The organism is Butyricicoccus sp. AM32-19 (genome assembly GCF_003480365.1).
GTDB lineage: Bacteria > Bacillota > Clostridia > Oscillospirales > Butyricicoccaceae > Agathobaculum > Agathobaculum butyriciproducens.
The window spans coordinates 338,189-364,546 of the sequence record NZ_QUIX01000002.1; the positions used below are offsets into that span (position 1 = coordinate 338,189).

Below are 26,358 nucleotides of genomic sequence, written 5' to 3' on the forward strand. Positions count from 1 at the left end.
TTTCAATGTATGCATAGGGGGAGTGCCCATATCAGTTCTGCAGCCAGCTTGGCTTTTCTCGCATTCTGACGCCTGCGGCGATGCCGAGCGCGGCGAACATGGTTACGATAGACGTACCGCCGTAGGAGAAGAACGGCAGCGTCAGGCCCATGACAGGCAGCAGACCGACATTCATAAAGATATTCATAAAGGTCTGGAACAGCAGCATGCCGCTTACACCGACCGCAATCAGCGCCGAAAACGGCGTGGAGGCGCGGTACGCCACATAAAACAAACGGATGATCAGCGCCATCAGCAGAATGATGATGAGCAGGCAGCCGAGGAAGCCCAGTTCCTCACCTGCGACCGAGAAAATGTAGTCGGTCTGGTTCTCCGGCACATACTGCATCTGGGTCATCGTGCCGTTGGTCCAGCCCTGACCGGTGAACTGCCCCGAGCCGATGGCGATCTTGCCGTAGGTCGCCTGTCGGGACTGCTCCACGTCAATGGACGGGTCAAACAGCACGAGGATGCGCGTTTTCTGGTAATCCTTGAGCACATAATTCCACAGGATCGGCACGCTTGCGATACCGACTCCGGCAGCAATGCCCAGCCACTTGAGCGGCAGACCGGCCGAGAACAGCATGATAACCGCGATCATCAGGTACTGGATCGCCATGCCGGTGTCGCCCGACGAGAGCACGACCGCCCCCATCATTACCAGCGTGTGCAGACCGACCGAAACCAGTCCGCGCCATTCGGTGATATGATCCTGTATTTCGGTCATGTGCGCGGCAATCGTGAAGATGAAGATCAGCTTGCCGAGCTCACCCGGCTGCAGGCTTGTCACGCCCAGATTGAGCCATGCACGCTGGCCGTTGACCTCAGTGCCGAGCGGCGTAAACAGCAGAAACTGCAGCAGAATGTTGCCGATCACGAATATTTTCCATAGGTCGCCCAGATTTTCCAAGTCAATCAGACTGAGCGCAATAAATGCCGCCAGACCGAGAATGATCGCGGCACCCTGTACATACAGGTTTTTCGTCGAGCCGTCCAGTGCCGTCACCGGGTTGAGCGTTGCCGAGTAAATGAGGAACATGCCGTAGATCGAGCAGATCAGTCCCAGCAGCATCAGATACAGGTCGGTGTTTTTGATATAATGCGTAACAGAGTGTACAATGGAACGAGCAGTGTCCATCAAACCCCTCCCTTTCAAAATGGAAAATTGAGAATTGAGCATCGGAAATTAAGGTATCGCCGCAAAGCGGCGGAATTAAGGCAATACCGCATAATTGAACAAGAGTGATTTGCGAGTAAATTTTGCGTACTGACGAGGCACAGTTTTGCGGTAATACTTGATGTATTACCGTAAAACTTCGGCAGCGCGGACGGAACTCGCGCAAGGAACCGAAGCCAAAGTCAGGACACAAAATTTCCGCAAAGCACCGCGGCAGTGCGACCGGAGCCTGCACAAGGAGCCGCCGCTTTAATTGTGCGGTGTTGCCTTAAATTGCAGTGCTTTGCACTGCCACACTCATTTTCCATCCTCAATTACATTTCTATATGATACCACAACACACCCCTCTTTGCGAGTAACAATTTCGGCAAATTTTTCGCGTGCTTGTATGGAAAACCGGACGAAGTATTGATATAATGAATATATTATGTTACCCGCTGCAAAATAGAGGAGGAATTTCATGTTATCCGATATTGAAATCGCACAGGGCTGTCAGATGCGCCCGATCACCGAGGTTGCCGCCGCTGCCGGTCTGGATGCCGATGATCTGGAACTGTACGGCAAGTACAAGGCAAAGCTGTCCGCAGACGTGTGGACCAAGGTGAAGGAAAAGGAAAACGGCAAGCTGGTCCTCGTTACCGCCATCAACCCGACGCCTGCCGGCGAGGGCAAGACCACGACCTCGGTCGGTCTGGGTCAGGCACTGTGCAAACAGGGCAAAAACGCGATTATCGCACTGCGTGAGCCGTCTCTCGGTCCGGTATTCGGCATCAAGGGCGGCGCGGCAGGCGGCGGCTACGCGCAGGTTGTTCCAATGGAGGACATCAATCTGCACTTTACCGGCGATATGCACGCCATCACGGCAGCAAACAACCTGCTGTGCGCCATGCTGGACAACCACATGCAGCAGGGCAATCTGCTGAACATTGATCCGCGCCGTATTGTGTTCACCCGCGTAATGGACATGAACGACCGTGCTCTCCGCAACATCACCATCGGTCTGGGCGGCAAGGTGAACGGTGTGCCGCGCGAGGACCACTTCATGATCACCGTAGCGTCCGAGGTTATGGCTATCCTGTGTCTGGCCGCTGATCTGGACGACCTGAAAAAGCGTTTCGGTGATATTCTGGTGGCATACAGCTACACCGGCAAGCCGATCTACGCACGCGACCTGCATGCAGAGGGCGCCATGACGGCACTGATGAAGGATGCCATCAAGCCCAACCTGATTCAGACGCTCGAGGGCACGCCCTGTCTGATGCACGGCGGTCCGTTCGCCAATATCGCACACGGCTGCAACAGCGTGCAGGCAACCAAGCTGGCACTCAAACTGGGCGATATTGCCATCACGGAGGCAGGCTTCGGTGCTGACCTCGGCGCAGAGAAATTCATGGACATCAAGTGCCGCAAGGCTGGACTGGCTCCGGACTGCATCGTACTGGTTGCGACCGTCCGCGCGCTCAAGTACAACGGCGGTGTAGCCAAGGCTGATCTCAATCAGCCGAACATGGATGCGCTGAAGCACGGTATCTGCAATCTGGATGCACATCTGGATAACATGAAGAAGTTCGGCGTACCGGTCGTTGTTGCCGTCAACGCATTCCCGACCGACACTGACGAGGAGATGGATTTCATCCGCGAGCACTGTGCCGAGCGCGGTGTGCGCGTAGCACTCTCCGAGGTATTTGCCAAGGGCGGCGAAGGCGGTCAGGCGCTGGCCGACGAGGTTCTGGCTGTGCTCGACGAGGGCAAGGCCGACTTCCACATGCTGTATGAGGATTCGCTCCCGCTCGAGGACAAGATCCGCAAGATCGCCAAGGAGATTTACGGTGCACTCGGCGTGACCATCGCGCCTGCCGCAAAGAAGGAGCTGGCAAACATCACCGAGATGGGCTACGGCCACCTGCCGGTCTGCGTTGCAAAGACGCAGTATTCACTCTCCGATGACGCATCGCTGCTCGGCCGTCCGACCGAATTTGTTGTCAACGTACGCACCGCTCGTCTGGCTGCCGGTGCAGGCTTTGTTGTTGTAGAGACCGGCTCGATCATGACCATGCCCGGTCTGCCCAAGGTTCCGGCTGCAGAGAAGATCGACGTAGACAGCAACGGTAAGATCACCGGTCTGTTCTAAGGCAACACCGCACAATTAAAGCTGCGGCGGTATTGCCCTAAATACAATGCAAATGAAGAGTGGAGAGAACACCGGCTGCGGTATGCTCTCCACTTTTCCCTCTTTTTTGCTGTGAAAGTGATATTATGCAAATCAGTCTTATTTTAGCGCAGCAGATTGCCGAGCTGTTTCTCATTCTTCTGATCGGCTGCGTGCTCGTCAAGGCCCGGCTGCTCAAAAGTGCGGACAGCCGCGTGCTGTCGGTCGTGATGGTGTATGCGGTTATGCCATGCGTCATCATCAACGCCTTTCAGGTGGATTACACCCCTGCCGTTGTTACCGGATTGCTGTACGCCTTTGTACTGGCGATTGCGCTGCACGCGCTGCTTCTTCTGCTGGCGCGGCTGCTACGCCGTCCGCTGCGGCTGGATGTGATCGAGCGCACCTGCATCATCTACACGAATGCGGGCATTCTGGTCATTCCGTTGGTGCGAGCGCTGCTCGGCGAGGATTATGTGATCTATTCCTGTGCGTTCCTCGTCGTACAGCAGGTTCTCCTGTGGACGCACTGCCGCAGTCTGCTCTGCGGTACGCGCGGCTTCGAGTGGAAAAAGATCATCGGCAATGTCAATATCATCGCTATTTTGATCGGCGGTGCACTGTTCATCCTGCGGCTGCCGCTGCCCGGTCTGGTGAACGATTTGTTTTCTCAGCTTGGCGCGATGGTCGGCCCGATCGGCATGCTGCTGGCCGGTATCGTTATTGCGGACACGCCGCTCCGCCAGCTGTTTATGCGCCGTCGGCATTATGTTCCTGTGCTGCTGCGGCTGATTATCTGCCCGATTATCACAGTACTGCTGCTTCGCGTCATCGGTGCGGCAAACTGGATTCCGGATGGACACAGCATTCTGCTGACCGTGTATCTCGCGTGCATCACGCCTGCATGCGCTACGGTTACTTCGATGGCGCAGCTTTATGACCGCGATGCTGAGTATTCCAGCGCACTGTATGTGCTCACAACGCTGTTTTCCATTCTCACCATGCCGCTGATGGTATGGGTGTTCGAGGTGCTTATTTAACAAAAACCCGTGTATTTCAAATGAAATACACGGGTTTCTTTTTGTCAGAAGCCCAGTTTTTCACCGATGAGCACGACCTCACAGCTTTCAAATCCGCTCGGCACGCCCATATGAATGACCATGGCGCGGCAGATACGCTCCGGACTCTTACAGTTGTGACACCTGCCGTCCACTGCACAAGGCGTTTTTTTATTCAGCCGCTTGGCATTGAGCGGAGCGGCAATATTTCTTGCCCGCTCGATGGCGCTCTGCAGGTCGGGACGCAGCTTGTTCACGCCGCACACGAAAATGCAGCGCTTCGGTCCGAACAGCGTGGCCGCCACGCGGTTGCACTTGCCGTCGATGTTGACGATCTCGCCAGTCTCACTCAGTCCGTTCGCTGAAGACAGGTAAACGTCCGGCGTCTGGCAGTACACGCCCTTGTCGATCCAATGCCAGTGCACGTCCGTGCTGTCCGCAAAGTTCTCCGGAAAACCAAGCTGCTTCATCGTCATTGAGCCGCCCATCGACACGGATTTGCCTGCACAGGTGTCTCTCAGGTAGGAAACTGCCTCATCTTTCGTTTCAAAGTAGCGGAAACCAAAGCCGTAATCGGTCAGAGCCTTTTCCGCCTTGCTCACATCGGGCACGCCGTACGCAAACAGCGGCAGCAGATCGCTCGGCTCATATGCAAGCGCGTCCGCACCGGATGCACGCAGTTCCTCCGCCGAGCGGAATCCCCAGGCAACACCGATGGCGGTCAATCCTGCGTTTACTGCGGTCTGCATATCGGTCGCGCTGTCGCCGATGTAGAGGGTCGTTTCCTTGTCGCCGCCCAGTTCGTCCAGCAGTCCGAGCACGCTTGTCGGATCCGGCTTGCGCGGGATATTCGGGCGTTCGCCATAGGTAATGCTTACTAAATCACCGAAATAGTGCTCAATCAGCGCTTTCGCGGCGGAATCGTACTTGTTCGACAGCACCCCGACCGTCACGCCGTTCTCCTTGAGCGTTTCGAGCACCGAAACAATGCCCTCATACGGATGCGTGCGGTTCATCATGTGCTCGCCGTAGAACGCGCGGAAATCCGCCAGACAGATGTCGATCATCTCGTCCGTGCGGCTCTCTTCGGGAATGCTGCGCTCGACCAGCTTGCGCACGCCGTTGCCGATGCGGATGCGCGTCTGCTCCATGCTCACCGGCGGAAAGCCGTGCTTCTCCACGGCATGGGTTACGCTGTCACACAGATCACCGAGCGAGTTGAGCAGCGTACCGTCTAAATCAAAAATGGCAGTTGTCATTTTCATACATATTCGTCCTTTTCTTGTCCGTGAAAATAGAATACCGCACCACAGAATCCCGTGATGCGGTATCATTATAGCACATTTTCTTACCCGCGCATATACGTCTTGGTAATTTCACCGAGCATGGACGAAACCGTCGGGTTGAGCGCTTCCGCGCGCACGCGCCAGCGCCAGTTCTTGCCGCCGATAGTGGCAGGCGTATTCATGCGGGAATCCGCACCGAGCGAGAGCAGATCCTGCAGGGTCGTCATAGCGATGTTCGCCGAGGACGCCCATACGCACTTGATGGCACTCCAGCCCATGGCCTCGGCGTGCGAGGTACGCAGATAGCGGTATGCAAACTGCTTTTCCGGCTCGGAGCAGATGTCCATGATCTGCTCGCACACGGTCTGCGAATCGTGCGTCGAGGTATAGACGATGCTGTTCGGCTTATAGTTGTGCGGCAGATGCTCGTTGTCGTAATCCGGCGTAAAGCCGAAAATCAGCACGCGCATGCCCGGGAAACCGCTTTCTTCGAGCAGTTCCTTGACCTCATCGGTCTGCACGCCGAGGTCCTCCGCAATGAGCGGCACCGGACCGAGCGCCTTCTCGATGGCGTTAAACAGTTCCATGCCCGGACCCTTGCGCCACTTTCCGTTGATGGCGGTCTCCTCGTCCGCGCCGACCTCCCAGTAAGCGGCAAAACCGCGGAAATGGTCGAGACGCACCACGTCGAACAGCGCCATGTTGCTCTTCATGCGCCAGATCCACCACGCGTAGTTTTCCGCCTTGTGCGCCGTCCAGTTGTACACGGGGTTGCCCCACAGCTGACCGGTTGCAGAATAGTAATCAGGCGGTACGCCTGCTACCAGCTTGGGGCTGCGGTCGGGCTTCAGCTTGAACAGCTTGGGGTGCGTCCATACATCGGACGAGTCGGCGGAAACGTAAATCGGGATATCACCGATGATCTGAATGCCCTTTTCGTTGGCATACTCGCGCAGTGCCGTCCACTGCTTGAAGAAGATATACTGCAGAAAAATCCGGAAATCCACCTCGTCACGCAGCTCTGCGGTCACTTTTTCGAGTGCTGCAGGCTTGCGGTCGCGCACATCCTTGTCCGGCCACATGTAGACCGGCATGTGATGGTATTTCTCCTCCTTGAGCGCCATAAACAGCGCGTAATCCGGCAGCCATTCACTGTTCTTCTCAGTGAAGACGGCAATTTTCTCACGCATTTCCGGTGTCACGCGGCTGTATGCCTTGCGGAACAGCGGCCAGCGGGTATCGGCCAGCTGCTCGAAATCCGCGGTATCCGCCGAAGCGTTGAAGTCGCCCTGACGAACCTCATCCGCGGTGAGCAGACCGTCCTCAACGAGCAGATCCATGTCGATCAGATACGGATTGCCCGCCGCTGCCGAAAAGCACTGGTACGGCGAATCGCCAAAGCCGGTATGACCGAGCGGAAGCACCTGCCAGTAGGTCTGGTGCGCCGCCGCCAGAAAATCTACAAAATCACGGGCGGTTTTGCCCATGGTGCCCACGCCGTGCGGCGAAGGCAGTGAAGTGACGTGCGCAAGCACGCCGCTGGAACGCTTAAACATATCCTTCTCTCCCTCTGTCAGTGGATCTGTTGTTATTATAGCACAGATGTATCATTTAACCAAGAACTATCTGCAAATTTGCATATTTTTTGTGAAAGTTGTGGTCTTTCTGTAAATTTGGCTGAGATAACGGTTGTGTCATACTATCTCTCTGTGGTATAATATTATGTCTATTATTGCAGAAGATGTGCCGCAGACCGGAGTATTCTGCGGCAGCTTACTCTTTTTTCGTCCCGTTTGAGGACAGTTTTCCGTACTATAACACTGATGTAAGGGGTTTATCACGCATGAGAATGCGCAAAAAGAAAAACTTGGACGTTCGATTTGCCGCCTGTGCGGACGTTATGGCGTTCGAGCCGAAGGAAAAACGCGGCAAGTGGCGCGCCCTGTTCGGCAACGACAATCCGATCCATCTGGAGATCGGCTGCGGCAAGGGCCGTTTTGCCATCGGCATGGCCGAGCAGCACCCGGATGTGAATTTTATCGCGGTCGAGCGCGAGGAAGGTGCGCTCATCATGGCAGCCGAGCGCTGCCAGCAGCAGCCGCTGCCCAATCTGCGGTTTGTATCCTTCGACGCGGCTGAGCTGCGCGAAGTGTTCGCGCCCGGTGAGGTGGACCGCATTTACCTGAATTTCTCCGATCCATGGCCGCCCAACCGTCAGCGCAAGCGCCGGCTGACGTGGCGTGCGTACCTGGAAGTATACGATGAAATCCTGCGTCAGCAGGGTGATCTATGCTTCAAGACGGATAATCAGCGCTTTTTCGAGTGGAGTCTGCAGGAGATCTGCCAGTTTGGCTGGCTGATTCAGAATATCTCGCTCGATCTGCATAACTCGGACTTTGAGGGCAATGTCATGACCGAGTATGAGGAGAAGTTCTCCGCGGAGGGCTACCGGATTTATCGTCTGGAGGCACGCCGCCGTCTGCCGGAATTTCTGAAAAAGTAAACGAAAGAGGAAGGTTTTTACCTTCCTCTTTTGCTTTTTCAAAGTTCCGGTTATCAGTATTGTTTGTTAGTCTCTGCCAGACGGTGGTTGAGCGCTTGCGAAGCGAACGAAATCTTGCCTGCCCGGCAGGGGCACAAGAGGGTAGACACCAAGGTTTCCACCCTCTTGTGAATCACCCCTTTCCTAAGATAGTCTGGCGCAGACCAGAGACCGGCGACCGCTTCGAAAATGGGGAACGGCAGAGGATTTTTTCTTCCGTAGGGGCGCACAGAGTGCGCCCATTTCTCTACCTATTCGCAGTGTCAGATTCCATACTGCTACACATACCATTTCATCTCTGCAGGCGCGACACAAGGTGAATTGCCCGAAGGGCGAGAGAAACCATCGCGTTCATTTTCCATTCTCAATTTTCCATTCTATACGCATAAAAAAGAGGAAAGCTCACGCTTTCCTCTTGCCCGTTACAGCTTATTGTACCCTCTCGGGGTGACGATTGCATCCAGTGGAGTGCCTGCGGCACAGTCCGGGCAGGCTTTGCCGCGCACAAAGTTCTGGTAATGCGGGAAATCCGCGCCGGAGAACAGGCTGACAACCTTTTTTCCGCTCAGCTCGCTGATATTGGAGAACAACGCCGCAAAGCCGGAAACGCGGCCGCCGTAATACTCAACGCACTCCTTCGCCTGCGAGAAGGTCTGACCGGTGGATGCGGAATTGACCAGCACAAGCACATTACGGTGCTCGATCATATGGCGCAGGTTATCCGAGAACACAAACTGACCGTTGACGTTGCTGTCCGGCTCGACAAGATAAATATCCTTGCCGCTGTTGACATTGCCCATGCCCACGCTCGACAGCTCACCGGCGAGATACGCGCCGATGTACTCCGTGCCTTCCATGCACAGCAGTGTATCAATGCTGGTGGACGATAACTGGTATGCAATGCTGCGCGCGGCTTCTCTGGACATTGCCATGCTGTGCTTGATCTCGGACATATCAATATAGTAGTTGATGTGCGAATGATTCGTGGCAAAATGCCCCGGTATCGCGTCCGCGTAAAGTCGCTTGTTCACACGGGAGGTGATGCGGATCGACTGCTTCATACAAAAACCACCTTTCTTACAGCGCACCCCTATCGGGGAATATCTGAGAATCTATCTATATTATACCTCAGTCTGGTTCTCGTGGCAAGAAAAAAGGCGCGGCAGCAGCTTTTCAAATTGCACGCCATGCATAGGGTCGGTATGCTGCGCGGCAGTGTAGGCGATGCAGTCCTTGACGAACTCGCCGGCGAGCGCACAGGCATCGGCAAGCCCCCTGCCGTTCAGCAGCGCGCCGAGCACGACCGCCGCAAACAGGTCTCCGGTGCCGGGATAATACTGCGCGATCCTCTCGTGCAGGCTGATGGTGCCGCCGTCCGCAGACAGACAGCCGGAACCGACCTTCCCCGGCTCGTAATCCAAACCGGTCAGCACAACCTGTGCGCCGTAGCGGCTGTGAAGTGCATGCAGCCACTCCTGTGCTTCCGTTTCGTTCTGCGGTGCGGAGGCTGGGTCGCGGTCGAGCAGGATAGCCGCTTCGGTCGTATTCGGCGTGATGATATCCGCAATTTCGCACAACTCGCGCATACGCGTGCACATTTCGGGTGTATAGGTGGCGTAGACCTCACCGTTGTCGCCCATCACCGGGTCGATGAACGCCGTGCCGTTTTCGGATTTCAGCCGCAGTACGGCATCCCGCACGCAGTCGATCTGATCTGCCGAGCCGAGAAAGCCCGCGTACACCGACTCAAACCGTAACCCTAACCGGTCGTACTGGTCGATGACACGCGGCATAACACCGGTCAGATCGACCGTTTCCCAGCCGGGAATGGCCATGTGCGTGGAAAAATATGCGGTCGGCAGCGGCACGCACTGGTGTCCTGCCGCCGAAATCGCTGCAATGATCGGCACAAGCGACGAACGTCCGAAACCCGACAGATCGTGCAGCGCTAAAACCTTTTTCTGCATGGATTTGCTCTCCTTCTTACTCTATGGCAACACCGCACAATTAAAGCTGCGGCTTCTTGCGCAGGCTCCGGTCGCGCTGCCGCGGCTTCTTGCGCAGGCTCCGGTCGCGCTGCCGCGGCGCTTTGCGAAAATTTTGTGTTCTGATTTTGGCTTCGGTTCCTTGCGCGAGTTCCGTCCGCGCTGCCGAGATTTCTTGCAATACGGCAAGTATTGCTGCAAAACCGCGTCTTGTCAGTACGCAAAATTTACTCACAAATCGCTCTTGTTCAATTATTCGGTATTGCCCTGTCTGTATTTCAGCATACAATGAAAAACCTTTTCTGTCAACGCACCTGTCTGCCAGAATTCACATTATGTACTTAAATTTCCCGAGCGGTTGTGGTATAATATAGGGTAACAAATTGGCGAAGCTGCTTTCACAAGCAGAGTATGCAATGGTTATGAAAGCAGCTTCCGGATAAAAGGAGATTCTTCATGCTGAAAAAACGCATTCTATCCATCGTGCTGGCGCTGACCATGCTGATGATACCGGGCGCTTATGCCGCTCAGCCCGCAAAGGACAATATGCGCGGTGTCTGGGTCGCGTCCGTACATAATATTGATTTCCCCTCCGAGCAGGGCATGACCGCCGACCAGCTCAAGGCCGAGGCCGACACCGAGCTGGACAATATTGCCGCAATGGGCCTGAACACGGTATTCCTTCAGGTTCGGCCTTCCGCCGATGCACTGTATCCGTCCGAGCTGTTTCCGTGGAGCCGCTATGTCAGCGGCACGGCCGGTCAGGCGCCGAACGGCAGCTTTGACGCCCTCGGCTACTGGGTAACCGCAGCGCACGAGCGCGGTCTGCAGCTGCACGCGTGGATCAATCCGTACCGCATTACGATTGACGGCGAGGACGAATGGAATGCAATCCCGGATTCCAGTCCGGCCAAGCAGCATCCGGAGTGGGTTGTCAAATACAACGACAACTACTACTTCAATCCCGGTATTCCGGCGGTACAGCAGCTTGTCGTAGACGGTGCGGCTGAGATCGTCAAGAATTACGACGTAGACGGCATTCATCTGGACGATTATTTCTATCCGGGTACGGATTTTGCCGATGAGGCGACTTACGAGCGCTACGGTCAGGATTTCAGCAGGATCGGTGACTGGAGACGCGACAACGTCAACACACTCATCGCTGCTCTGGATGAGACACTGCATACGCTGGATAAGAACCTCTCGTTCGGTGTCAGTCCCGCCGGTATCTGGGAAAACAAGAGCGCAAACTCCAAGGGCAGCAACACGCAGGGGCAGTCCTCATACAGCGAGCTATACTGCGATTCCCTGCAGTGGATCAACGCCGGCACAGTAGACTATATCTGTCCGCAGCTGTACTGGTCGATCGGCTTTGAGCCTGCTGACTTCCAGACGCTCGTCAAGTGGTGGCAGAAGGCGGTTTCCACCAGCGATGTAGCGCTGTACATCGGCATCGGCGCATACCGTTCGGCGGAAGCGCAGCCCGGTGATACCTGGTACGGCACGGATGAAATCGAGCGTCAGCTTACTCTGCTCGATGACAGCATAGATATTCAGGGCGAGGTATTTTTCAGCTATGCCTCCCTTGAGTCCATCGACGGCTGTCCGGCCTTCCTGACCACGCACTACGCGGAGGATAAGCCGGTCACCAAGCCGGATACCGACAATTCCGGCACCATCACCCAGGAGGAAGCACAGCAGCAGGCTACCCTGCTGGATATGCTTTCCCGCTTTATCGTTTCCCTGTTCCGCTAACCGCACATTTTTTCGGAGGTGCATTCCCATGGTCGATCTACTCACCCGTGAATATGAGGTGAATTACAGCCACATTGACAACCGCGGCATTGCCAAGCCGTCCTTCCTATGGAATATCATGCAGGACGCGGCGACCGTCCACGCAGAAGCGCTGCACATCGGTCCGCTCGATCTGCGGATCGTGTGGGTACTCTCGCGCATGAAAGCGCGGCTGACACGTCCGCTGCTGCCGTATGAGCGGCTGCGGTGCGAAACGTGGTGTCCGGGCATCAAGGGTGCAAGCTGGTACCGCAGTTTCTCGTTTTTTGTGGATAACAAGCCGGTTGGCGACGCACAGTCTATGTGGGTAACGCTCGACCCGGAGACGCACCGCATTGTGCGTCCGAGCGCATTTCCCGAAGCCGAGCAGTACCTGCACACCTCCCGCGGAGAGTTGTTTGCGCCGCTGCCCAAGCTGTCGTGCGACAATGTACGCCTGCATCATGTTCACGAGGTCCGTTATTCGGATCTGGATGTCAACAATCATGTCAACAACGTGCGTGCGGTCGAGCTGATCTCGGACGCGCTCGACCTGTACAAGCAGCCGGGTTTTGTCTCCGAGCTGCAGGTCAACTACACCGCCGAAACCGCCTGCGGCGAATCGCTTTCGCTGCTGACCGGCACGGCGGACAGCGCACGTTACATTCGCGGTGAAGCCGATGGCAGAACCCGCTTCGAGGCGCTTGCCACGCTTTCGCCGCTGCCCGACCCGAAGGAGGGATTGGTATGACGCAAGCGATCGAGCAGGCTGTATGCGACATTTTGGACGCGTGCCAGCCGGTCAAAATCATCCTGTATGCGGAAAAGCGTACGATGGCAACCGACAAGCTCAAGGCATTCAGCCTTTGCATTATCGTGCCGGAGAGCGCCAACTGCCGCACACTGCGCACACACCTGCACCTGGCGATTACGGTTTCCGTACCCGTCAGTCTGAGCGTTTACACCACCGAGGAATGGGCGGAGCTTTGCACGGACAGTACCTCGTATGCCGCATGGATCGCCCGGAAAGGCAAGGTGATTTATGACCAGGCGACGTAAAGGTGCATCCGACAGCTGTTTTTACTACAAATGGCTGGACAAGGCGCTGTGCGACCTGCAGGCCGCACGTCTGCTGCTGACCTATGGCGGCGATCATTACAACATCGCGTTCCACTGCCAGCAGGCGATTGAAAAGGCACTGAAAGGTTATCTGCTGTTCCGCACCGGACGGCATTTTGACGGACACAACCTGACGTACCTGTGCCGTCAGGCGATCCAGCTGGACTCGAAGGCGTTCTCCGAATATCTGGACGAGAGTGCGGCGCTCAACGATTTATATATTGAGACGCGGTATCCAACCGACCTGCCGTTTGAGATTGATGAGCTGGAGGTCCGCCGGTATCTGGATATGGCAGAGCGGATGTTTGCCGCGATTCGGCAGCAGCTGTATGAGGGCGGGAGACCGCATGAGATTGTGCAGCGCAGATAATTTTTATTTGCGCTGTTTGCCTAACGAATTAGGAATAGGTGCTAACCCTTAGCTGGGGTTCCAAAAGGATAGACACCAAGGTTTCTATCCTCTTGGGACTCCAGTTTCCTTTTGTTTGTTAGTCTGGCGCATACCAGAGACCGGCGACCGCTTCGAAAAGGGGAACGGCAGTCGGGTTACTCTTGCGTTTGTTTCGTAAAATATTCGCAGTTCACAGATACCTTACTGCTACACATATCGGCTACTCTCCGCAGGCGCGACACAAGGTGAATTGCCCGAAGGGCACTCCGGGAGATGCTCGCACCGCGCAACTCGTTCGTCTGGGGCTACGGACGGCACCTGTGAATTACACCTATCCTTCAACTCTTACCTCCTCACTCCTACCTTGCATAATCTCTCCCATCTTGACACTTGCATACTCCGTCAACTTTTGCTATCATATAAGGATGTAAGGAGTGACTAACCATGAACGCTGCGGAACGACGCACTAAAATCACCCACCTGCTTGCACAGGCGAACGGGCCGTTATCGGCGACCGCGCTGGCCGCGCAATGCGGTGTCAGCCGCCAGATTATTGTAGGCGATGTTGCGCTGCTGCGTGCAGGCGGATTAGCCGTGCTCGCTACGCCGCGCGGATATATTCTGGAGAACACCTCGGCGCCGGCCTGTGCGGAGCGGCACATTGTCAGCCACCACGACAACAGCCGCATGCTTGAGGAGCTATACACGGTTGTCGATCTCGGCGGAGCCGTGATTGATGTGACGGTCGAGCACGCTGTATACGGTCAGATCTGTGCACCGCTGCATATTTTCTCGCGGTATGACGCCGACGCGTTTAACGAGAAGATTCAGCAGTCCGGTTCCCGGCCGCTGTCCAACCTGACCGGCGGCATCCACCTGCACACCATCCGCGCTACGGATGAGAAAACGCTCGAACGCGTAATTCAGGGGCTCAAGGACAAAGGCTTTCTGCTGCTCGAGGATAACTAAAAACCACCCGAACGATAGATTTCGTTCGGGTGGTTCAGTCTATCAATAAAGTCCGTTTTCGCGATGCTGACGCTGCCGCGCGGCAGCGCGCATGAAATAGAATTTGCTGTGCAAATTCGTAAAAAGCCGGAGCATATATCTGGCTTTTTACACTTCTGGAGGAACTTTCGGACGACTTTGGAACGGCCTGCGGTCCGTTCCTGCTTGTCGGCGAAACTGTAGTTTCGCGACAGCCGCAACCACCCGAACGACAGATTTCGTTCGGGTGGTTTTCTTTTACTCGTTATCTGCCTGCTGCTCCTTATACATAGCGATCTGCTCCGCATCCCATACCTCCAGATCACGCACACCGGCTCGTCCTTCAACGTGGTGGCGGAATTCATGCCGCAGGACTTTTCGCATTTCTTCGGTCAGCTCGTCCTCATCCAAATGGCGGTACGCCCGCTTGAACGAGCCGTAGTACATTACAATATACTTGCCCATCGCCGGATCAATGCGGTACTGCCCCATCACATACAGCGTGCCGTTGCGGTCCTCCGGGTGCAGAAGATACCCGGGTTCCACGACGATACCACCGTTCAGCTCCTCGTAAAACGACTGCGGAATCTCCTCCGCAAGATCGGATAAAATTTCTTCAAATCGGTCAATCGAGATCATGCCTGTCTTCCTTTCTGACCTTGCTGCTTGTCTGCCCTTACTATATCACAACCTGTTTTTTCAGGCAACCAAACTTTTTATGAACAATGTGTCTTGACAAGTGTTGCTCCGTGTTGTATACTTCTATCTGTTCACAAATAAAGGGATCGGAAAGGAATTGTATCACTTATGACTATGACGAAAAACAAGCTGTACCACATGGTGCTGGCCGGTATTCTTTGTGCCATTGGCATTGTTGTCCCGATGTTTATGCCGCGTATCGTACTTGGCCCGATGTCCTTCACGCTGGCAAGCCACGTTGCCGTATTCCTCGGCATGTTCATCTCTCCGGCGGTTGCCGTAGCGGTCTGCATCGGCACAACCATTGGCTTCTTCCTTACCACGCCGGCAATCATTGCACTGCGTGCGGCGTCCCATATCGTGTTCGCGTTCATCGGTGCAGCCTATCTCAAGCGCAATCCGGATATCATCAACCGTCCGGTTGCAAGCACCGTATTCAACTTCATCATTGCACTGCTGCACGCTGCCGCCGAGATGATCATCGTTACGCCGTTCTTTATGTCCGGTGCGCTGTTCACTGCTGAGCAGCTCGCAAACGGCTTTGTTGCAAGCGTTGTTCTGCTGGTTGGTCTCGGCACGGTCATTCACTCCATGCTGGACTACTCTATTTCCATCCTGGTTTGGAAGCCGCTGTGCACTGCAATGCCGCAGCTGCGTACCTCGCAGGATTAAATCCCTTTAAAAAAAAACCGCCGAAATTTCGGCGGTTTTTTTGTGCTCATTTCACCTCGCAGCCGCCCCATTCCACAACGGTGAAGCCGTCTCTTGCAAACGGCGTGAACGTCTGCGGCTCGATGGTCTGCGGCTTGCTCAACGGCTTCCACGCCATGAATACGCGGAGAACGCTGTCCGGTGTCGGGTCAATATCCAGCTTTGCGATGTCGGTGTAGCGTTCCGACTGGAACGAGATGAGATTGTACGGGTTTTCCTGCATTTTCGGCAGCCAGTACACGATAAACTCATTGTACTCCTTCGGAGTCAGACCGATCTCAGCCAGTGTTTCGTGGAGGAAGTCTGCCGTGTCCGCTCCCGCGACGCAGAAGCCCTTGGAAAAATCGTAGTCCGGCTTCGATTCGCCTTCCCAGAACAGATAGGAGTATTCATTTCCGGCCTCGTCATACAGCGTGCCGTCCGGTTCGGCGGTTACGTGCCAGCCGTTCTCATACGCCGGATAGGTCGCGGTCAGCGTGCCCGCGTAGTCCAGCGACACGGAAACCGCTGTCTTCTGTTCGGGATATAGGTAGATGACGGGTTTTTCAGTTAACGGCTCATCTGCCGGCTCAGCGCATCCTGTCAATCCAAGCACCAGCGCCGCTGTGAGTGTTCCTGCAAGCAATCTTTTCATAGCGATTCCTCCTTTGTTCGGTTAGACGAAATCGGGGCGGTTTGGTTCCCTGTTCTGCGGAAATTTACGGTCGTACCCACTCACCGGTCAGCGCATTCTTCTGCAGAACCAGATGGAATCCGTCGGCATCATTAAAATAAACCGCCTTATCCATATCCTCAATCGGCAGGACAACGGTGTATCCCGCACTCATCGTGTTTGCACTGCCGAATGCGTTGTAAAATGTGAGATAATGTTCGCCGTTCTTCGGCTCGTCCTTATAATCCCGGATATCCTCAATCGGCGGAAAGACAGCTGCATGGAGTGTCAGCGTTTTCCCATCCTCGGAAACCGTATAATCGCGCAGTGTGACATTCTGCTGCTCGGTCAATCCCGATCCCACACGAAATAGCAGAAACGGTACAAAAACCGCTGCGAATACAGCAATAATTCTTCGTATTTTCATCGTTTTTCTCCTATCCTTTTATCTGTAAAAATGCGAAAGGCCGTCCGCAAGGGACGACCTTTCCGCACTCTCTCTTTTCTCTTTTCCCTATACAGCAGTTACTTCTTCAGGCGATTGATGTACTCCAGAATAATATCGGTGGAATATTCAACGCCCAGACGGCCTGCGTTAATGCAGAGGTCGTAATGGTCGCACTTGCCCCATACCTTGCCGGTATAGTAATTGTAATAGGTAGAACGCTGCTTATCCATCTTTTCGAGAGCAGCCTCGGGCGTCTTGCCCTCGATGACGTAATCACCGCAGGTCTGAACGCGCTTTACACGGTCCTCAATCGAGCCATGGATGAAGAAATCGAACTTATTCGGGAAGTCACGCAGTACATGGTCTGCACAGCGGCCGACGATAACACACGAGGAATCCTCTGCCATCTCGCGGATGATATTGGACTGAGCCAGATACAGCTGATCGGTCAGGCTCATGCCGTTCAGACCAACCGAACCGAACATCGTCAGCGAGTACAGGAAGCTGTTGGTCGCACGCTTGTCGAGCTGCTCAAACAGTTTTTCGTCAAATCCGGTCTTTTTAGCCGCACGGGTAATAAGTTCCCGGTCATAGAACGGAACGCCCAGACGGAGCGCCAGCTTCTGACCGATCTCACGACCACCGGTACCATATTCACGACCAATAGTAATAATCAAGTTGTTATTCATAACGCACCCTCCTTACCAACCGGAATTATACAAATTGTACAATTCTCTATATCTGTAGTATGAACCATTTATGCGTTTTTGTCAAGTAGGATTCAAAAATTTTTTCATTCTGTAAATTTGATTGGTTTTCGCTTCAAAGCGAACGGGTCTTGCCTGCCCGGCAGGGGCACAAGGTGAATTGCCCGAAAGGCAAGAGAAGGTGCCCCAGGGTACAACTCGGCACACCGTATCTATTTTGACAAAAGAAAACCCGCTCGAAAGCGGGTTTTCTCGTTATCTCTTTACTTATTCTTGATCAGCATCGGTCCGACTTCATTGATATTGCCGGCGCCCATGGTGAGCACCAGATCATTCGGGCCTGCCTCCTTACGGAGATAATCCGCAATCTCGTCAAAGCTGTCAAACGATACCGCGCCCGGCACCTCCCTGGCGATATCCGAGGAATAAATGCCGATGGTATTCTTCTCGCGGGCGGCGTAGATCGGAGCAAGAACCGCCTGATCGCACAGCTTGAGCGCATCTACGAACTCAGGGAACAGCGCCTTGGTGCGGGTATAGGTGTGCGGCTGGAACGCGCACAGGATACGGTCGAAGTGCATTTCCTTCGCGGTGTTCAGCGTGGCCTTCATCTCGCTCGGATGATGCGCGTAATCGTCTACGACGGTTGCGCCGTTCGGCATTTTGCCGACCAGCTGGAAACGGCGGGACGAACCGGTGAACTTGTTCAGACCGCGCTCGGCAGCGTCACCCGGCACACCGAGAAACTCGGCAGCGGCGCAGCACGCCAGAGCGTTCAGCATGTTATGACGACCCGGAACGGACAGTGCCACCTTAGCGTACTCCTTCCCCTCTACCATAACGGTAAAGCGGTAGTAGCCGTTCTCATCGCGCACGTCGGTCGGGTAAACGTCCGAGGTTGCGCTCGTGCCGAAGGTACGGACCTTGCGGTTGATGCCTGCCACACTGCGCATTGCATGCGGGTCATCGCCGTTGACGACAACAAGACCGTTCATCGGGGTCAGCTCGGCAAACTCATGGAACGAGTGGATGATGTCGTTGATATCCTTGAAGAAGTCGAGATGATCCTCCTCTACATTGAGGATAACCGCAACGGTCGGCGCAAAGCGCAGGAACGAGTTGCAGTATTCGCAGCTTTCAGCCACAAAACAGCCCTTGCCGCCGATCCGGAGCGTACCGCCGATGGCAGGCAGGTTGCTGCCGACCATAACGGTCGGGTCCATCTGCGCCTCCATGGTCATCAGTGTCATCATCGAGGTCGAGGTAGTCTTGCCGTGCGTACCTGCCAGACAGACCACGTTATCGTAGTCGCGCATGAGGTGTCCCCATGCCTCGGCACGCTCCATGACCGGAATGCCCAGCTCATGGGCGCGGACAATCTCCGGATTTTCGTCATGCACAGCAGCGGTACGCACGATGAGCGACGCACCCTCGACGTTCTCCGGCTTGTGCTCGTAGGTAATCTTTGCACCCAGAGCCTCCAGCCGTGCGGTAACATCCGTACGCAGACGGTCAGAGCCGGAAATCGGCACACCGCGGCTGAGCAGCAGCTCGCCAAGTGAATTCATGGATACGCCGCCGATGCCGATCAGGTGGATGCGTTCCTTATTTTCAATGTAGGGCTTAATAGACAGAGCCATTTCCCTAAGCCTCCTGTATTTTTGTTTATCAGATTTATTATAGTACAAAATCGCCCGGAATAAAATAGCTAACCGAGAAAAACTCCTGCCGGACCTGAAAAAAAGGAATATATGATACCGGAAATACCGCTGCATATCGCTTATCCGCATACATTTAACTAAAGTGTAGTTTGATTTTTTCACATGTTTACGATAAAATATCTTTAGGCGTGCTGACCAGTCCGGTCAGCACAAACGCCGCAATATAAGGAGAGGCATTGTATGAGAGTACTGATTTTATCCGTCACCGCCGGATTCGGCCACCATGCCACCGCAAAGGCCATCGGCGACATGCTGGAATCCAAGGGCGCGGAAGTTCACACACTGGATGTTTACGCCTATATCAGCAACCTGATCAAAACCACCATCGACAAGGGCTATCTGTTCTCCTCCAAACACATGCAGACGCTGTACCGTCTGGTCTACCAACTGGCCGAGAACAACGGCGCAAGCTATTTTAACTCTGCGCCGAGCATTATCAATATCATCAACGCACTCGGTGCGTCCAAGTTTGCCAAGGTCATTGCAAACCATGTGCCCGATGTTATCATCTGTACGCACGTTTTTGCGGCGCAGATGGTCGATGAACTGAAAAAACGCAAAAAACTCGCCGATATTGAGACCATCGGCATTGTTACCGACTACACGCTCCACCCGTACTGGGAGGATGTGCCGCGCGTGCAGTACATCGTCACTGCGAGTGAACTGCTCACCTACCGCTGTGTGCAGCGCGGCATTCCGGAGGACCGCATCCTGCCGTTCGGCATTCCGGTGCACCCGAAATTCAACGAAAAGCTGTCCCGCGAGGACGCGGCGGCACAGCTCGGCATTGACCCGAATAAGAAAACCATCCTGCTGATGGGCGGCAGCATGGGCCACGCCGACCATGTGAAGAACATCGAAAGCCTGTCGCAGATCGGTACGCCGTTCCAGTTTCTTGTGGTATGCGGCAACAACAAAAAGATGCTCTACCATGTAGAGCAGTTTGCCTCACACTATCAGGGCAGCTGCAGGATCTATCCCTACGGCTTTGTACACAACGTAGAGGTGATGATGAGCGCGTCCGACTGCATTGTATCCAAGCCGGGCGGTCTTACCGTGTCCGAGGCTCTGGCGAAAAACCTGCCGATGCTGCTGTTCGATCCGATTCCAGGGCACGAGGAGCGCAATGTTGATTTTCTGGTCAACAACGGCATGGCGGCGCTCATTACCAAGCACTTCCCGATCGACGAGGCGGTGTACGAGCTGTTCTGCAATCCGGTGCGGCTGGAGACCGTGCGGAGAACCATGAGCGAGATCGCCCATCCGGATGCCACCGAACGGCTGGCTGAATTTGTCCTGCGTAAACGATAATACAGTGAAAGGGAGTACCCGCCTGCGGGTACTCCCTTTCGTGCCGTTAAATTCCTACTGATTTACTCAGTTCTGCGCTGCCTCCGACTGCGGCACCAGCGGTGTCAGCGGTGTCAGCAGCTTAGTGATCAGGCTGACCATCTCGGTCTTCGGGATAGGCTGCGACTCAGTGATCCACTTTTCGGTCATGCCGATGACACCGGTCGCAAGGAAGCGTGCAGCATACGCATCCTCGACACTGCGGTACGGCAGCAGCTCCATGCGGCATTCCTCGATAACGCCGATCATCTTTTTGCCGAAACCATCCGGTGCATTGACCTTGATGAGTGCGGTGACGATCTCACGATTCTCCTCCAGATAATCCATCAGACGGCTGAGCACCAGCTTGAGCGTTACCGTCTCGCTCGGACGGATGGCTGCGATCATCCCGCGGAAATCCTCGATCATCCCTGTCTCGATCTTATCGCGCAGGTCATACACGTCCCGATAATGCGCATAAAATGTGCCGCGGTTGATATCCGCTTCGCGCACTACGTCGGTCACGGTGATGCTCTGGAAGTCCTTCTGCTGCATCAGCCGCGTCAGTGCCTGCCGCAGCAGCTTTTTCGTTCGTCGGATGCGCTTATCCTCCACTTCTGCCATGGTATTTCACTCCATTCATATTGCTTTTTCCGTTCCATTTCCGTAATTCGCATTTTAACGAACATATACAATATTTTTGTGCGTTATCATTCACTCTTATCATATTTGATTATTGCGTTCGTTATCCTTATGTACTATACTATAACACGAAAAGAAATCCTACACAATATCTATTTCTGAGAAAGATGGTGTTTTCTTTGTGAAACTTAAAGGACATAGCCCTGTTGACCTGATCATTAACAATCGAAAACTGATTGAAAAGATCTATATCGTACTGATCATCTTCAGTTTAATCTGTGTGCCGATGGTTGGGATCAACTACGATTTAACAAAATACCTGCCGGATTCGTCTCCGTCCGCACAGGCGCTGGACATCATGGAGGACGAATTTACCTATCCCGGCATGGGACGCGTCATGCTCGAGGATGTGACGCTGTACGAAGCCAAAAACATAAAGGACCGTATCGCGGACGTTGACGGTGTGGACATGGTCATGTGGTGCGATATGGCCACCAATATCTACGGCTCGAGCGAATTCATCAACTACGACAATATCGACGACTACTACAAGGATAACACCGCCTACATGGATGTTATCTTCACCGACAAGGACTCGTCTAACCAGACCCACAAGGCAGTGCATGAGATTGAAAACATCGTCGGTGACAAAGGTCTGGTAGCAGGCTCCGCTGTATCGGATACCAACCTCGGCCCGACCATTAACAAAGAGGTCGCCCGTGTTATGGCACTGGCCGTCGTCATTATTTACATCATTCTGACAATCACGACCACCTCGTGGTTTGAGCCGGTGCTGTTCCTGTCCGTGCTCGGCATTGCAATCCTCATCAACATGGGCACGAACATCATCTTCGGCGAGATTTCGTTCCTGTCTAACGCCGTTGGTGCGGTGCTGCAGCTGGCCTGCTCGATGGACTACTCCATCTTCCTGCTGCACGCCTTCACGCAGGAGCGCGCAACCGGTGCAGAACCCGAACAGGCGATGGCGAACGCCTGGCGAACCGCCTTTTCGTCCATCGGCGCTTCCGGCATGACGACCATCGTCGGCTTTGCCGCCATGGCGCTGATGAACTTCGGCATCGGCCCGGATATGGGCTTCGTACTGGCAAAGGGCATCGCGCTCAGTCTGCTGACCGTGCTGCTGCTCATGCCGGCGCTCATCCTGCGTTCGCAGAACATCATTGCCAAGACGCAGCACCGTCCGTTTATCCCCAAACAGGGCCGCGGCATCGGTGAATTTGCGTACAAAATCCGTCGCATCGTATTTCTTGTGGTTCTTATCATCATCATTCCGTGCTACATTGCACAGGGTATGGCGAATTTCTCTTACGGCAACGAGGCCGTTGCAAACTCACCCGGTACACCGGTTTACGAGGCCGAGCAGCAGATGAATGCCAAGTTCGGCAAGAGCAACATGATGATCGCGCTTGTCCCGCCCGACAGCAACATCACCGAGAAAAAGATGACCGAGGAGATCAACGACCTGTCCTACGTCAAGTACGCGCTCAGCCTGTCGTCCGTTCTGCCGGAAGGCATTCCCGAGGATTTCCTGCCGGAGAACATCACCAGCCTGATGCACTCGAAAAACTGGGCACGCGTGATCATCAACGTGCGTTCCGCCGGTGAAAGTGACGATGCCTTCAAATTCTCGGACAACATCCGCGCGATCATTGACAAGTATTACCCGAACGAAACGACCTATCTCGTCGGCGTAACGCCGTCCACGCAGGATATTAAGGATATTATTGTACCGGACTACAACCGCGTCAACATCGTTTCCCTGCTGGGTGTAGCACTCGTTATCGCGATCACCTACAAGGCACTGATCCTGCCGATCGTCGTGCTCATCCCGATTGAATGCGCGATCTTCATCAACACCGCTCTGCCGTACATTTACGGTCAGCGAACCATGTACCTCGGCTTTATCATCGTCGGCTGTATCCAGCTGGGCGCGACGGTTGACTATTCAATATTGATGACCGGCAACTATCTGGATGCCCGCTCACAAGGAGATAAAAAAGAAGCCGCAATACGGGCGGTATCGGTCAGCGCCGAATCGGTTATGACCTCCGGTCTGATCGTTATGACGGTTGCCTACGGCCTGTACTTCATGACCTCGGTCGAAGCGATTTCCGGTCTGGGCCAGCTGATCGGCCGCGGTGCGCTGATCTCGGTCATTCTCGTACTGTTCTTCCTGCCGATGTGCCTGATGCTGTTCGACCGTTGGATCGTCAAGTCGGATTACGCAGAAAAGAAACACGCCAAGATGAACAAGATCCGCGCGACAAAGATCAAGCTGCCGATCCTGAGCGAGCTGCACCAGCAGCGCGTCAACCTGCAGAACCAGATCCGCGAGAACCGCAAGGCGCGCAACAAGGAGCTGCGCCTCAAGCTCAAGAACCTGATGAACGGCGATGGCTTCAAGCTGCCGCAGAACTACACGCCGCCGACGCAGGAGCCGTCCAAACAGCAGCAGACCGAAGAATCTGCACACAAGCGCATGATCGGCAAAAAGTTGCGTATGCGCATCCATAACCGCATTGAGATGCGTAAGGAGCAGCTTGAACAGCTGGCCCAGCGTCTCGGCAGCGACAAGAATAAGCCGAACGACAGCCAGAATGACAACCAGAACGATAATACGGAGGAGAACGACCATGAAAACAGATAAGCTGCGCCGACTGACCGCAGCCTCGCTTGTTCTTGCGTTCACGCTGCCGCAGGCGGCACAGGCCGCCGAGCCCACGGTAGAAACCGACGAATCGGTATATATCAACATGGATTACTACGGTGCGCCGACCAATACGCGCATCGTAAAGGGTGTCAGCCTGAACGGCCACACCGAGTTCACCGATTTCGGCAGCTACGCAGATGTGTACAACATGAGCACCTACGACGAGCCGGTCATCAAGGACAATTCGGTGTACTGGAAGCTGTCCGACACCAGCAAGCAGCGCTTCTACTACGAGTGCATCCCGACCGACAATGTCAACATCCAGATGCCGTGGAACTTTGATGTTTCCTACAAGCTGAACGGCGTTTCGGTCAAGGCGGAGGACTGTGCAGGCGCAAACGGTCTGGTGGAGATCACCATTCACGCAGTACCGAACAGCTACGCAAGCGACTACTACAAAAACAATATGATGCTCGTCTGCGGCACCGGTATCGACATGAGCAAGGCGCTTTCCATTGATGCACCGGGTGCACAGGTTCAGTCCGTGGGAACCTACAAGCTGGTCGTATTCATGGGTATGCCGGGCGAGGAAAGCACGTTCACCGTGCGTATCGGCTCGGATAACTTTGAGAACATGGGTATGTTCATGTTTATGACGCCGGCTACTCTGTCCTCGCTGGATATCATCTCCGACCTGAAGGACGTCAAGGACCGCCTGAGCGATTCCAGCGACAGCCTGTACTCCGGCATGAGCAGCATGCTCGACACCATGCAGTCCATGCAGAACGGCATGGGTACGATGTCGAGCGGTATTTCGGGTATCAACGCCGTGCGCCAGCAGCTGATCAAGGACCGCGGCACCATTGATCCCAAGACGGATGCCGCGCTGACCGCTCTGGAAAAGCTGACCGGCGAAAGCGATTCGCTGATTCCGGAGCTGAACAACACCAAGGACACGCTCGTTAAGCTGAACGCGACTACGAACAGCATTCTCAATACGCTCGAGGAGTCCGGTGCGGATATCACCGAGTATCAGACACTTCTCAAGAACATCAAGACCTCGCTGGGCAATCTTGAAAACCTGATGGACGATCTGGACGATAAGACCGGTTCGGAGTGGCTGTATATCGACAGCCTGAAGAAAAATATCTCCGATATGCAGAAAGACCTCAAGGCACTGCGCAACGATTTGGATGACCTCAGCGACCCTGTCGGCAGTATTTCGTCCGATGTTGTGTCTGCAATCAGTAATGTACAGGATGTACTGAAAGACCTGAACGACTACGGCCTCATTTCCGATGACCGCTATAACAGTATTAACGGCACACTGGACACCATGAAGAATAACAGCTCTAATCTCGGTGATTCTTTGCAGGATGTGAGCAGCGATTTGTCCAGCCTGAGCGGCTCCCTTAACAATTTCCTGGGAACCACCAGTGATGTGCTCGACAATCTCGATGACATCTGCGACATTCTGGACGATTACAAGGGTCTCGGTCAGGACTTCACCGCCGAGGGCAAAAAGCTGACCGAACTCGCCAACACCACACTCGGCCGCGTCAACCAGCAGCTGACCGAGATTCCGGCACTGACCGAGTCGCTCAACCAGCTGACCTCGATCACCTCGTCCTCCATCGACAAGGGCACCGAGTTGATCAACACCACTACCAAAACGCTCACCGCGTCCTACCAGCTGCTCGACACGGTCAACAGCACACTGCGTTCGGTTCGCAGCGACGCGGATGCCAGCACGCAGACCACCATCGACGGCCTGCTCGATGTGCTTGATAAGGCTTCCCGCTCGAACAGCTCGAATAAGCTGCAGAACGCGACCGATGATATTCATAATGCCATCGACGACGCTAAGACCGACCTTGAGGACGATACCAACATCCTCAATATCGACTCCTCGGCCGACCTGCAGTCTGTCACAAGCAATATGAACCCGACACCGAGCAGTCTGCAGTTCATCCTGCGCACGCAGGAGATTTCGACCGACGATGACGATGATGCTATCACCTCGGATCAGGATGCTGCCGACGAAGGCGTTCTCGCGCGTATCGTGAATATCTTCAAGAAGCTCGCAAGCGCGATTTACGGCGTATTTGCTTCGGAAGAGTAACCGCATATAGACCAAAAGGACAGGAAAATTTCCTGTCCTTTTTTCTTATCCACAGGTTGGGGATAATTGCGTAACCGTATGGTGTGAAACCGTTTGTCAAATCCATTTATATCATCGACGTTGATTGGTGCAATTCAAGTAGAAACAGCG

The 26,358-nt window shown here is 54.5% G+C and carries 23 protein-coding genes; 12 read left to right on the top strand and 11 right to left on the bottom strand.

Translation table 11 applies throughout. The annotated features are described in order from the left end of the window. Positions 1-31 precede the first annotated feature (31 nt). Complete coding sequence (locus DW806_RS03580; protein WP_158578275.1) at positions 32-1,177, bottom strand: FtsW/RodA/SpoVE family cell cycle protein; 1,146 nt, start codon at positions 1,175-1,177, stop codon at positions 32-34. Positions 1,178-1,676: 499 nt separating this feature from the next. Here DW806_RS03580 and DW806_RS03585 point away from each other — a divergent pair, with 499 nt between their 5' ends. Together DW806_RS03585 and DW806_RS03590 are read left to right on the top strand one after the other, a co-directional pair. After that, positions 1,677-3,347, top strand: coding sequence for a formate--tetrahydrofolate ligase (locus DW806_RS03585; RefSeq protein ID WP_118729117.1), 1,671 nt, complete (start codon positions 1,677-1,679; stop codon positions 3,345-3,347). Between the two features lie 125 nt (positions 3,348-3,472). Continuing rightward, positions 3,473-4,405, top strand: a complete 933-nt coding sequence (locus DW806_RS03590; protein ID WP_118729118.1) for an AEC family transporter — start codon at positions 3,473-3,475, stop codon at positions 4,403-4,405. 44 nt (positions 4,406-4,449) lie between these two features. Here the strand turns inward: DW806_RS03590 and DW806_RS15625 are convergent, their stop codons facing one another. Together DW806_RS15625 and malQ are read right to left on the bottom strand one after the other, a co-directional pair. After that, positions 4,450-5,688 carry an HAD-IA family hydrolase gene (locus tag DW806_RS15625; RefSeq protein ID WP_243022619.1) on the bottom strand — a complete coding sequence of 413 codons (1,239 nt, stop codon included), beginning with the start codon at positions 5,686-5,688 and terminating at the stop codon, positions 4,450-4,452. Positions 5,689-5,771: 83 nt separating this feature from the next. After that, positions 5,772-7,265 carry a 4-alpha-glucanotransferase gene (gene malQ / locus DW806_RS03600; protein ID WP_118729119.1) on the bottom strand — a complete coding sequence of 498 codons (1,494 nt, stop codon included), beginning with the start codon at positions 7,263-7,265 and terminating at the stop codon, positions 5,772-5,774. 287 nt (positions 7,266-7,552) lie between these two features. Here malQ and trmB point away from each other — a divergent pair, with 287 nt between their 5' ends. After that, positions 7,553-8,212, top strand: coding sequence for a tRNA (guanosine(46)-N7)-methyltransferase TrmB (gene trmB, locus DW806_RS03605; protein ID WP_110436112.1), 660 nt, complete (start codon positions 7,553-7,555; stop codon positions 8,210-8,212). 461 nt (positions 8,213-8,673) lie between these two features. Here the strand turns inward: trmB and DW806_RS03610 are convergent, their stop codons facing one another. Together DW806_RS03610 and DW806_RS03615 are read right to left on the bottom strand one after the other, a co-directional pair. After that, positions 8,674-9,312 carry a phosphoribosyltransferase gene (locus DW806_RS03610; RefSeq protein WP_118360675.1) on the bottom strand — a complete coding sequence of 213 codons (639 nt, stop codon included), beginning with the start codon at positions 9,310-9,312 and terminating at the stop codon, positions 8,674-8,676. 60 nt (positions 9,313-9,372) lie between these two features. Further along, positions 9,373-10,218 (bottom strand): PfkB family carbohydrate kinase, encoded by an 846-nt coding sequence (locus tag DW806_RS03615; RefSeq protein ID WP_118729120.1) that lies wholly within the window; start codon positions 10,216-10,218, stop codon positions 9,373-9,375. A 474-nt stretch (positions 10,219-10,692) separates the two neighbouring features. Between DW806_RS03615 and DW806_RS03625 the strand changes: the two genes are divergently transcribed. From DW806_RS03625 to DW806_RS03645, 5 genes are all read left to right on the top strand, one after another. Continuing rightward, complete coding sequence (locus tag DW806_RS03625) at positions 10,693-11,991, top strand: glycoside hydrolase family 10 protein (RefSeq protein WP_118729122.1); 1,299 nt, start codon at positions 10,693-10,695, stop codon at positions 11,989-11,991. A 28-nt stretch (positions 11,992-12,019) separates the two neighbouring features. Continuing rightward, positions 12,020-12,760, top strand: a complete 741-nt coding sequence (locus DW806_RS03630) for an acyl-[acyl-carrier-protein] thioesterase (RefSeq protein WP_118729123.1) — start codon at positions 12,020-12,022, stop codon at positions 12,758-12,760. Further along, on the top strand, positions 12,757-13,068 hold the full coding sequence (locus DW806_RS03635; RefSeq protein WP_118729124.1) for a hypothetical protein: 312 nt from the start codon (positions 12,757-12,759) through the stop codon (positions 13,066-13,068). The genes DW806_RS03630 and DW806_RS03635 overlap by 4 nt, the downstream gene beginning before the upstream one ends. Beyond that, on the top strand, positions 13,052-13,498 hold the full coding sequence (locus DW806_RS03640; protein WP_117489955.1) for a HEPN domain-containing protein: 447 nt from the start codon (positions 13,052-13,054) through the stop codon (positions 13,496-13,498). The genes DW806_RS03635 and DW806_RS03640 overlap by 17 nt, the downstream gene beginning before the upstream one ends. 465 nt (positions 13,499-13,963) lie before the next feature. Further along, positions 13,964-14,488 (top strand): transcription repressor NadR, encoded by a 525-nt coding sequence (locus DW806_RS03645; RefSeq protein ID WP_110436105.1) that lies wholly within the window; start codon positions 13,964-13,966, stop codon positions 14,486-14,488. Between the two features lie 276 nt (positions 14,489-14,764). On the opposite strand, the gene DW806_RS03650 is transcribed toward DW806_RS03645, so the two are convergent. After that, positions 14,765-15,145: a metallopeptidase family protein gene (locus tag DW806_RS03650; protein ID WP_117751551.1), complete on the bottom strand. Its 381-nt coding sequence runs from the start codon at positions 15,143-15,145 to the stop codon at positions 14,765-14,767. Positions 15,146-15,313: 168 nt separating this feature from the next. Here DW806_RS03650 and DW806_RS15105 point away from each other — a divergent pair, with 168 nt between their 5' ends. Continuing rightward, complete coding sequence (locus DW806_RS15105) at positions 15,314-15,877, top strand: hypothetical protein (protein WP_158578276.1); 564 nt, start codon at positions 15,314-15,316, stop codon at positions 15,875-15,877. A gap of 46 nt (positions 15,878-15,923) precedes the next feature. Here the strand turns inward: DW806_RS15105 and DW806_RS03665 are convergent, their stop codons facing one another. The 4 genes from DW806_RS03665 to murC form a co-directional block, all read right to left on the bottom strand. Then, positions 15,924-16,550 carry a hypothetical protein gene (locus DW806_RS03665; RefSeq protein ID WP_118729126.1) on the bottom strand — a complete coding sequence of 209 codons (627 nt, stop codon included), beginning with the start codon at positions 16,548-16,550 and terminating at the stop codon, positions 15,924-15,926. A 64-nt stretch (positions 16,551-16,614) separates the two neighbouring features. Further along, positions 16,615-16,995 carry a hypothetical protein gene (locus DW806_RS03670; RefSeq protein ID WP_118729127.1) on the bottom strand — a complete coding sequence of 127 codons (381 nt, stop codon included), beginning with the start codon at positions 16,993-16,995 and terminating at the stop codon, positions 16,615-16,617. 98 nt (positions 16,996-17,093) lie between these two features. Then, positions 17,094-17,705: a cytidylate kinase-like family protein gene (locus tag DW806_RS03675; protein ID WP_110436100.1), complete on the bottom strand. Its 612-nt coding sequence runs from the start codon at positions 17,703-17,705 to the stop codon at positions 17,094-17,096. Between the two features lie 281 nt (positions 17,706-17,986). After that, positions 17,987-19,363: a UDP-N-acetylmuramate--L-alanine ligase gene (gene murC, locus DW806_RS03680; protein ID WP_118729128.1), complete on the bottom strand. Its 1,377-nt coding sequence runs from the start codon at positions 19,361-19,363 to the stop codon at positions 17,987-17,989. Positions 19,364-19,624: 261 nt separating this feature from the next. Here murC and DW806_RS03685 point away from each other — a divergent pair, with 261 nt between their 5' ends. Further along, the gene (locus DW806_RS03685) at positions 19,625-20,755 is read left to right on the top strand and encodes an MGDG synthase family glycosyltransferase (RefSeq protein ID WP_118729129.1); all 1,131 of its coding nucleotides are present in this window, start codon (positions 19,625-19,627) and stop codon (positions 20,753-20,755) included. 66 nt (positions 20,756-20,821) lie between these two features. Here the strand turns inward: DW806_RS03685 and DW806_RS03690 are convergent, their stop codons facing one another. Then, positions 20,822-21,397: a TetR/AcrR family transcriptional regulator gene (locus DW806_RS03690; protein ID WP_116705151.1), complete on the bottom strand. Its 576-nt coding sequence runs from the start codon at positions 21,395-21,397 to the stop codon at positions 20,822-20,824. Between the two features lie 199 nt (positions 21,398-21,596). Here DW806_RS03690 and DW806_RS03695 point away from each other — a divergent pair, with 199 nt between their 5' ends. Next, positions 21,597-24,083 carry an efflux RND transporter permease subunit gene (locus DW806_RS03695; RefSeq protein WP_243022620.1) on the top strand — a complete coding sequence of 829 codons (2,487 nt, stop codon included), beginning with the start codon at positions 21,597-21,599 and terminating at the stop codon, positions 24,081-24,083. After that, positions 24,070-26,208 (top strand): hypothetical protein, encoded by a 2,139-nt coding sequence (locus DW806_RS03700; RefSeq protein WP_118729130.1) that lies wholly within the window; start codon positions 24,070-24,072, stop codon positions 26,206-26,208. The genes DW806_RS03695 and DW806_RS03700 overlap by 14 nt, the downstream gene beginning before the upstream one ends. Positions 26,209-26,358: the final 150 nt, after the last annotated feature.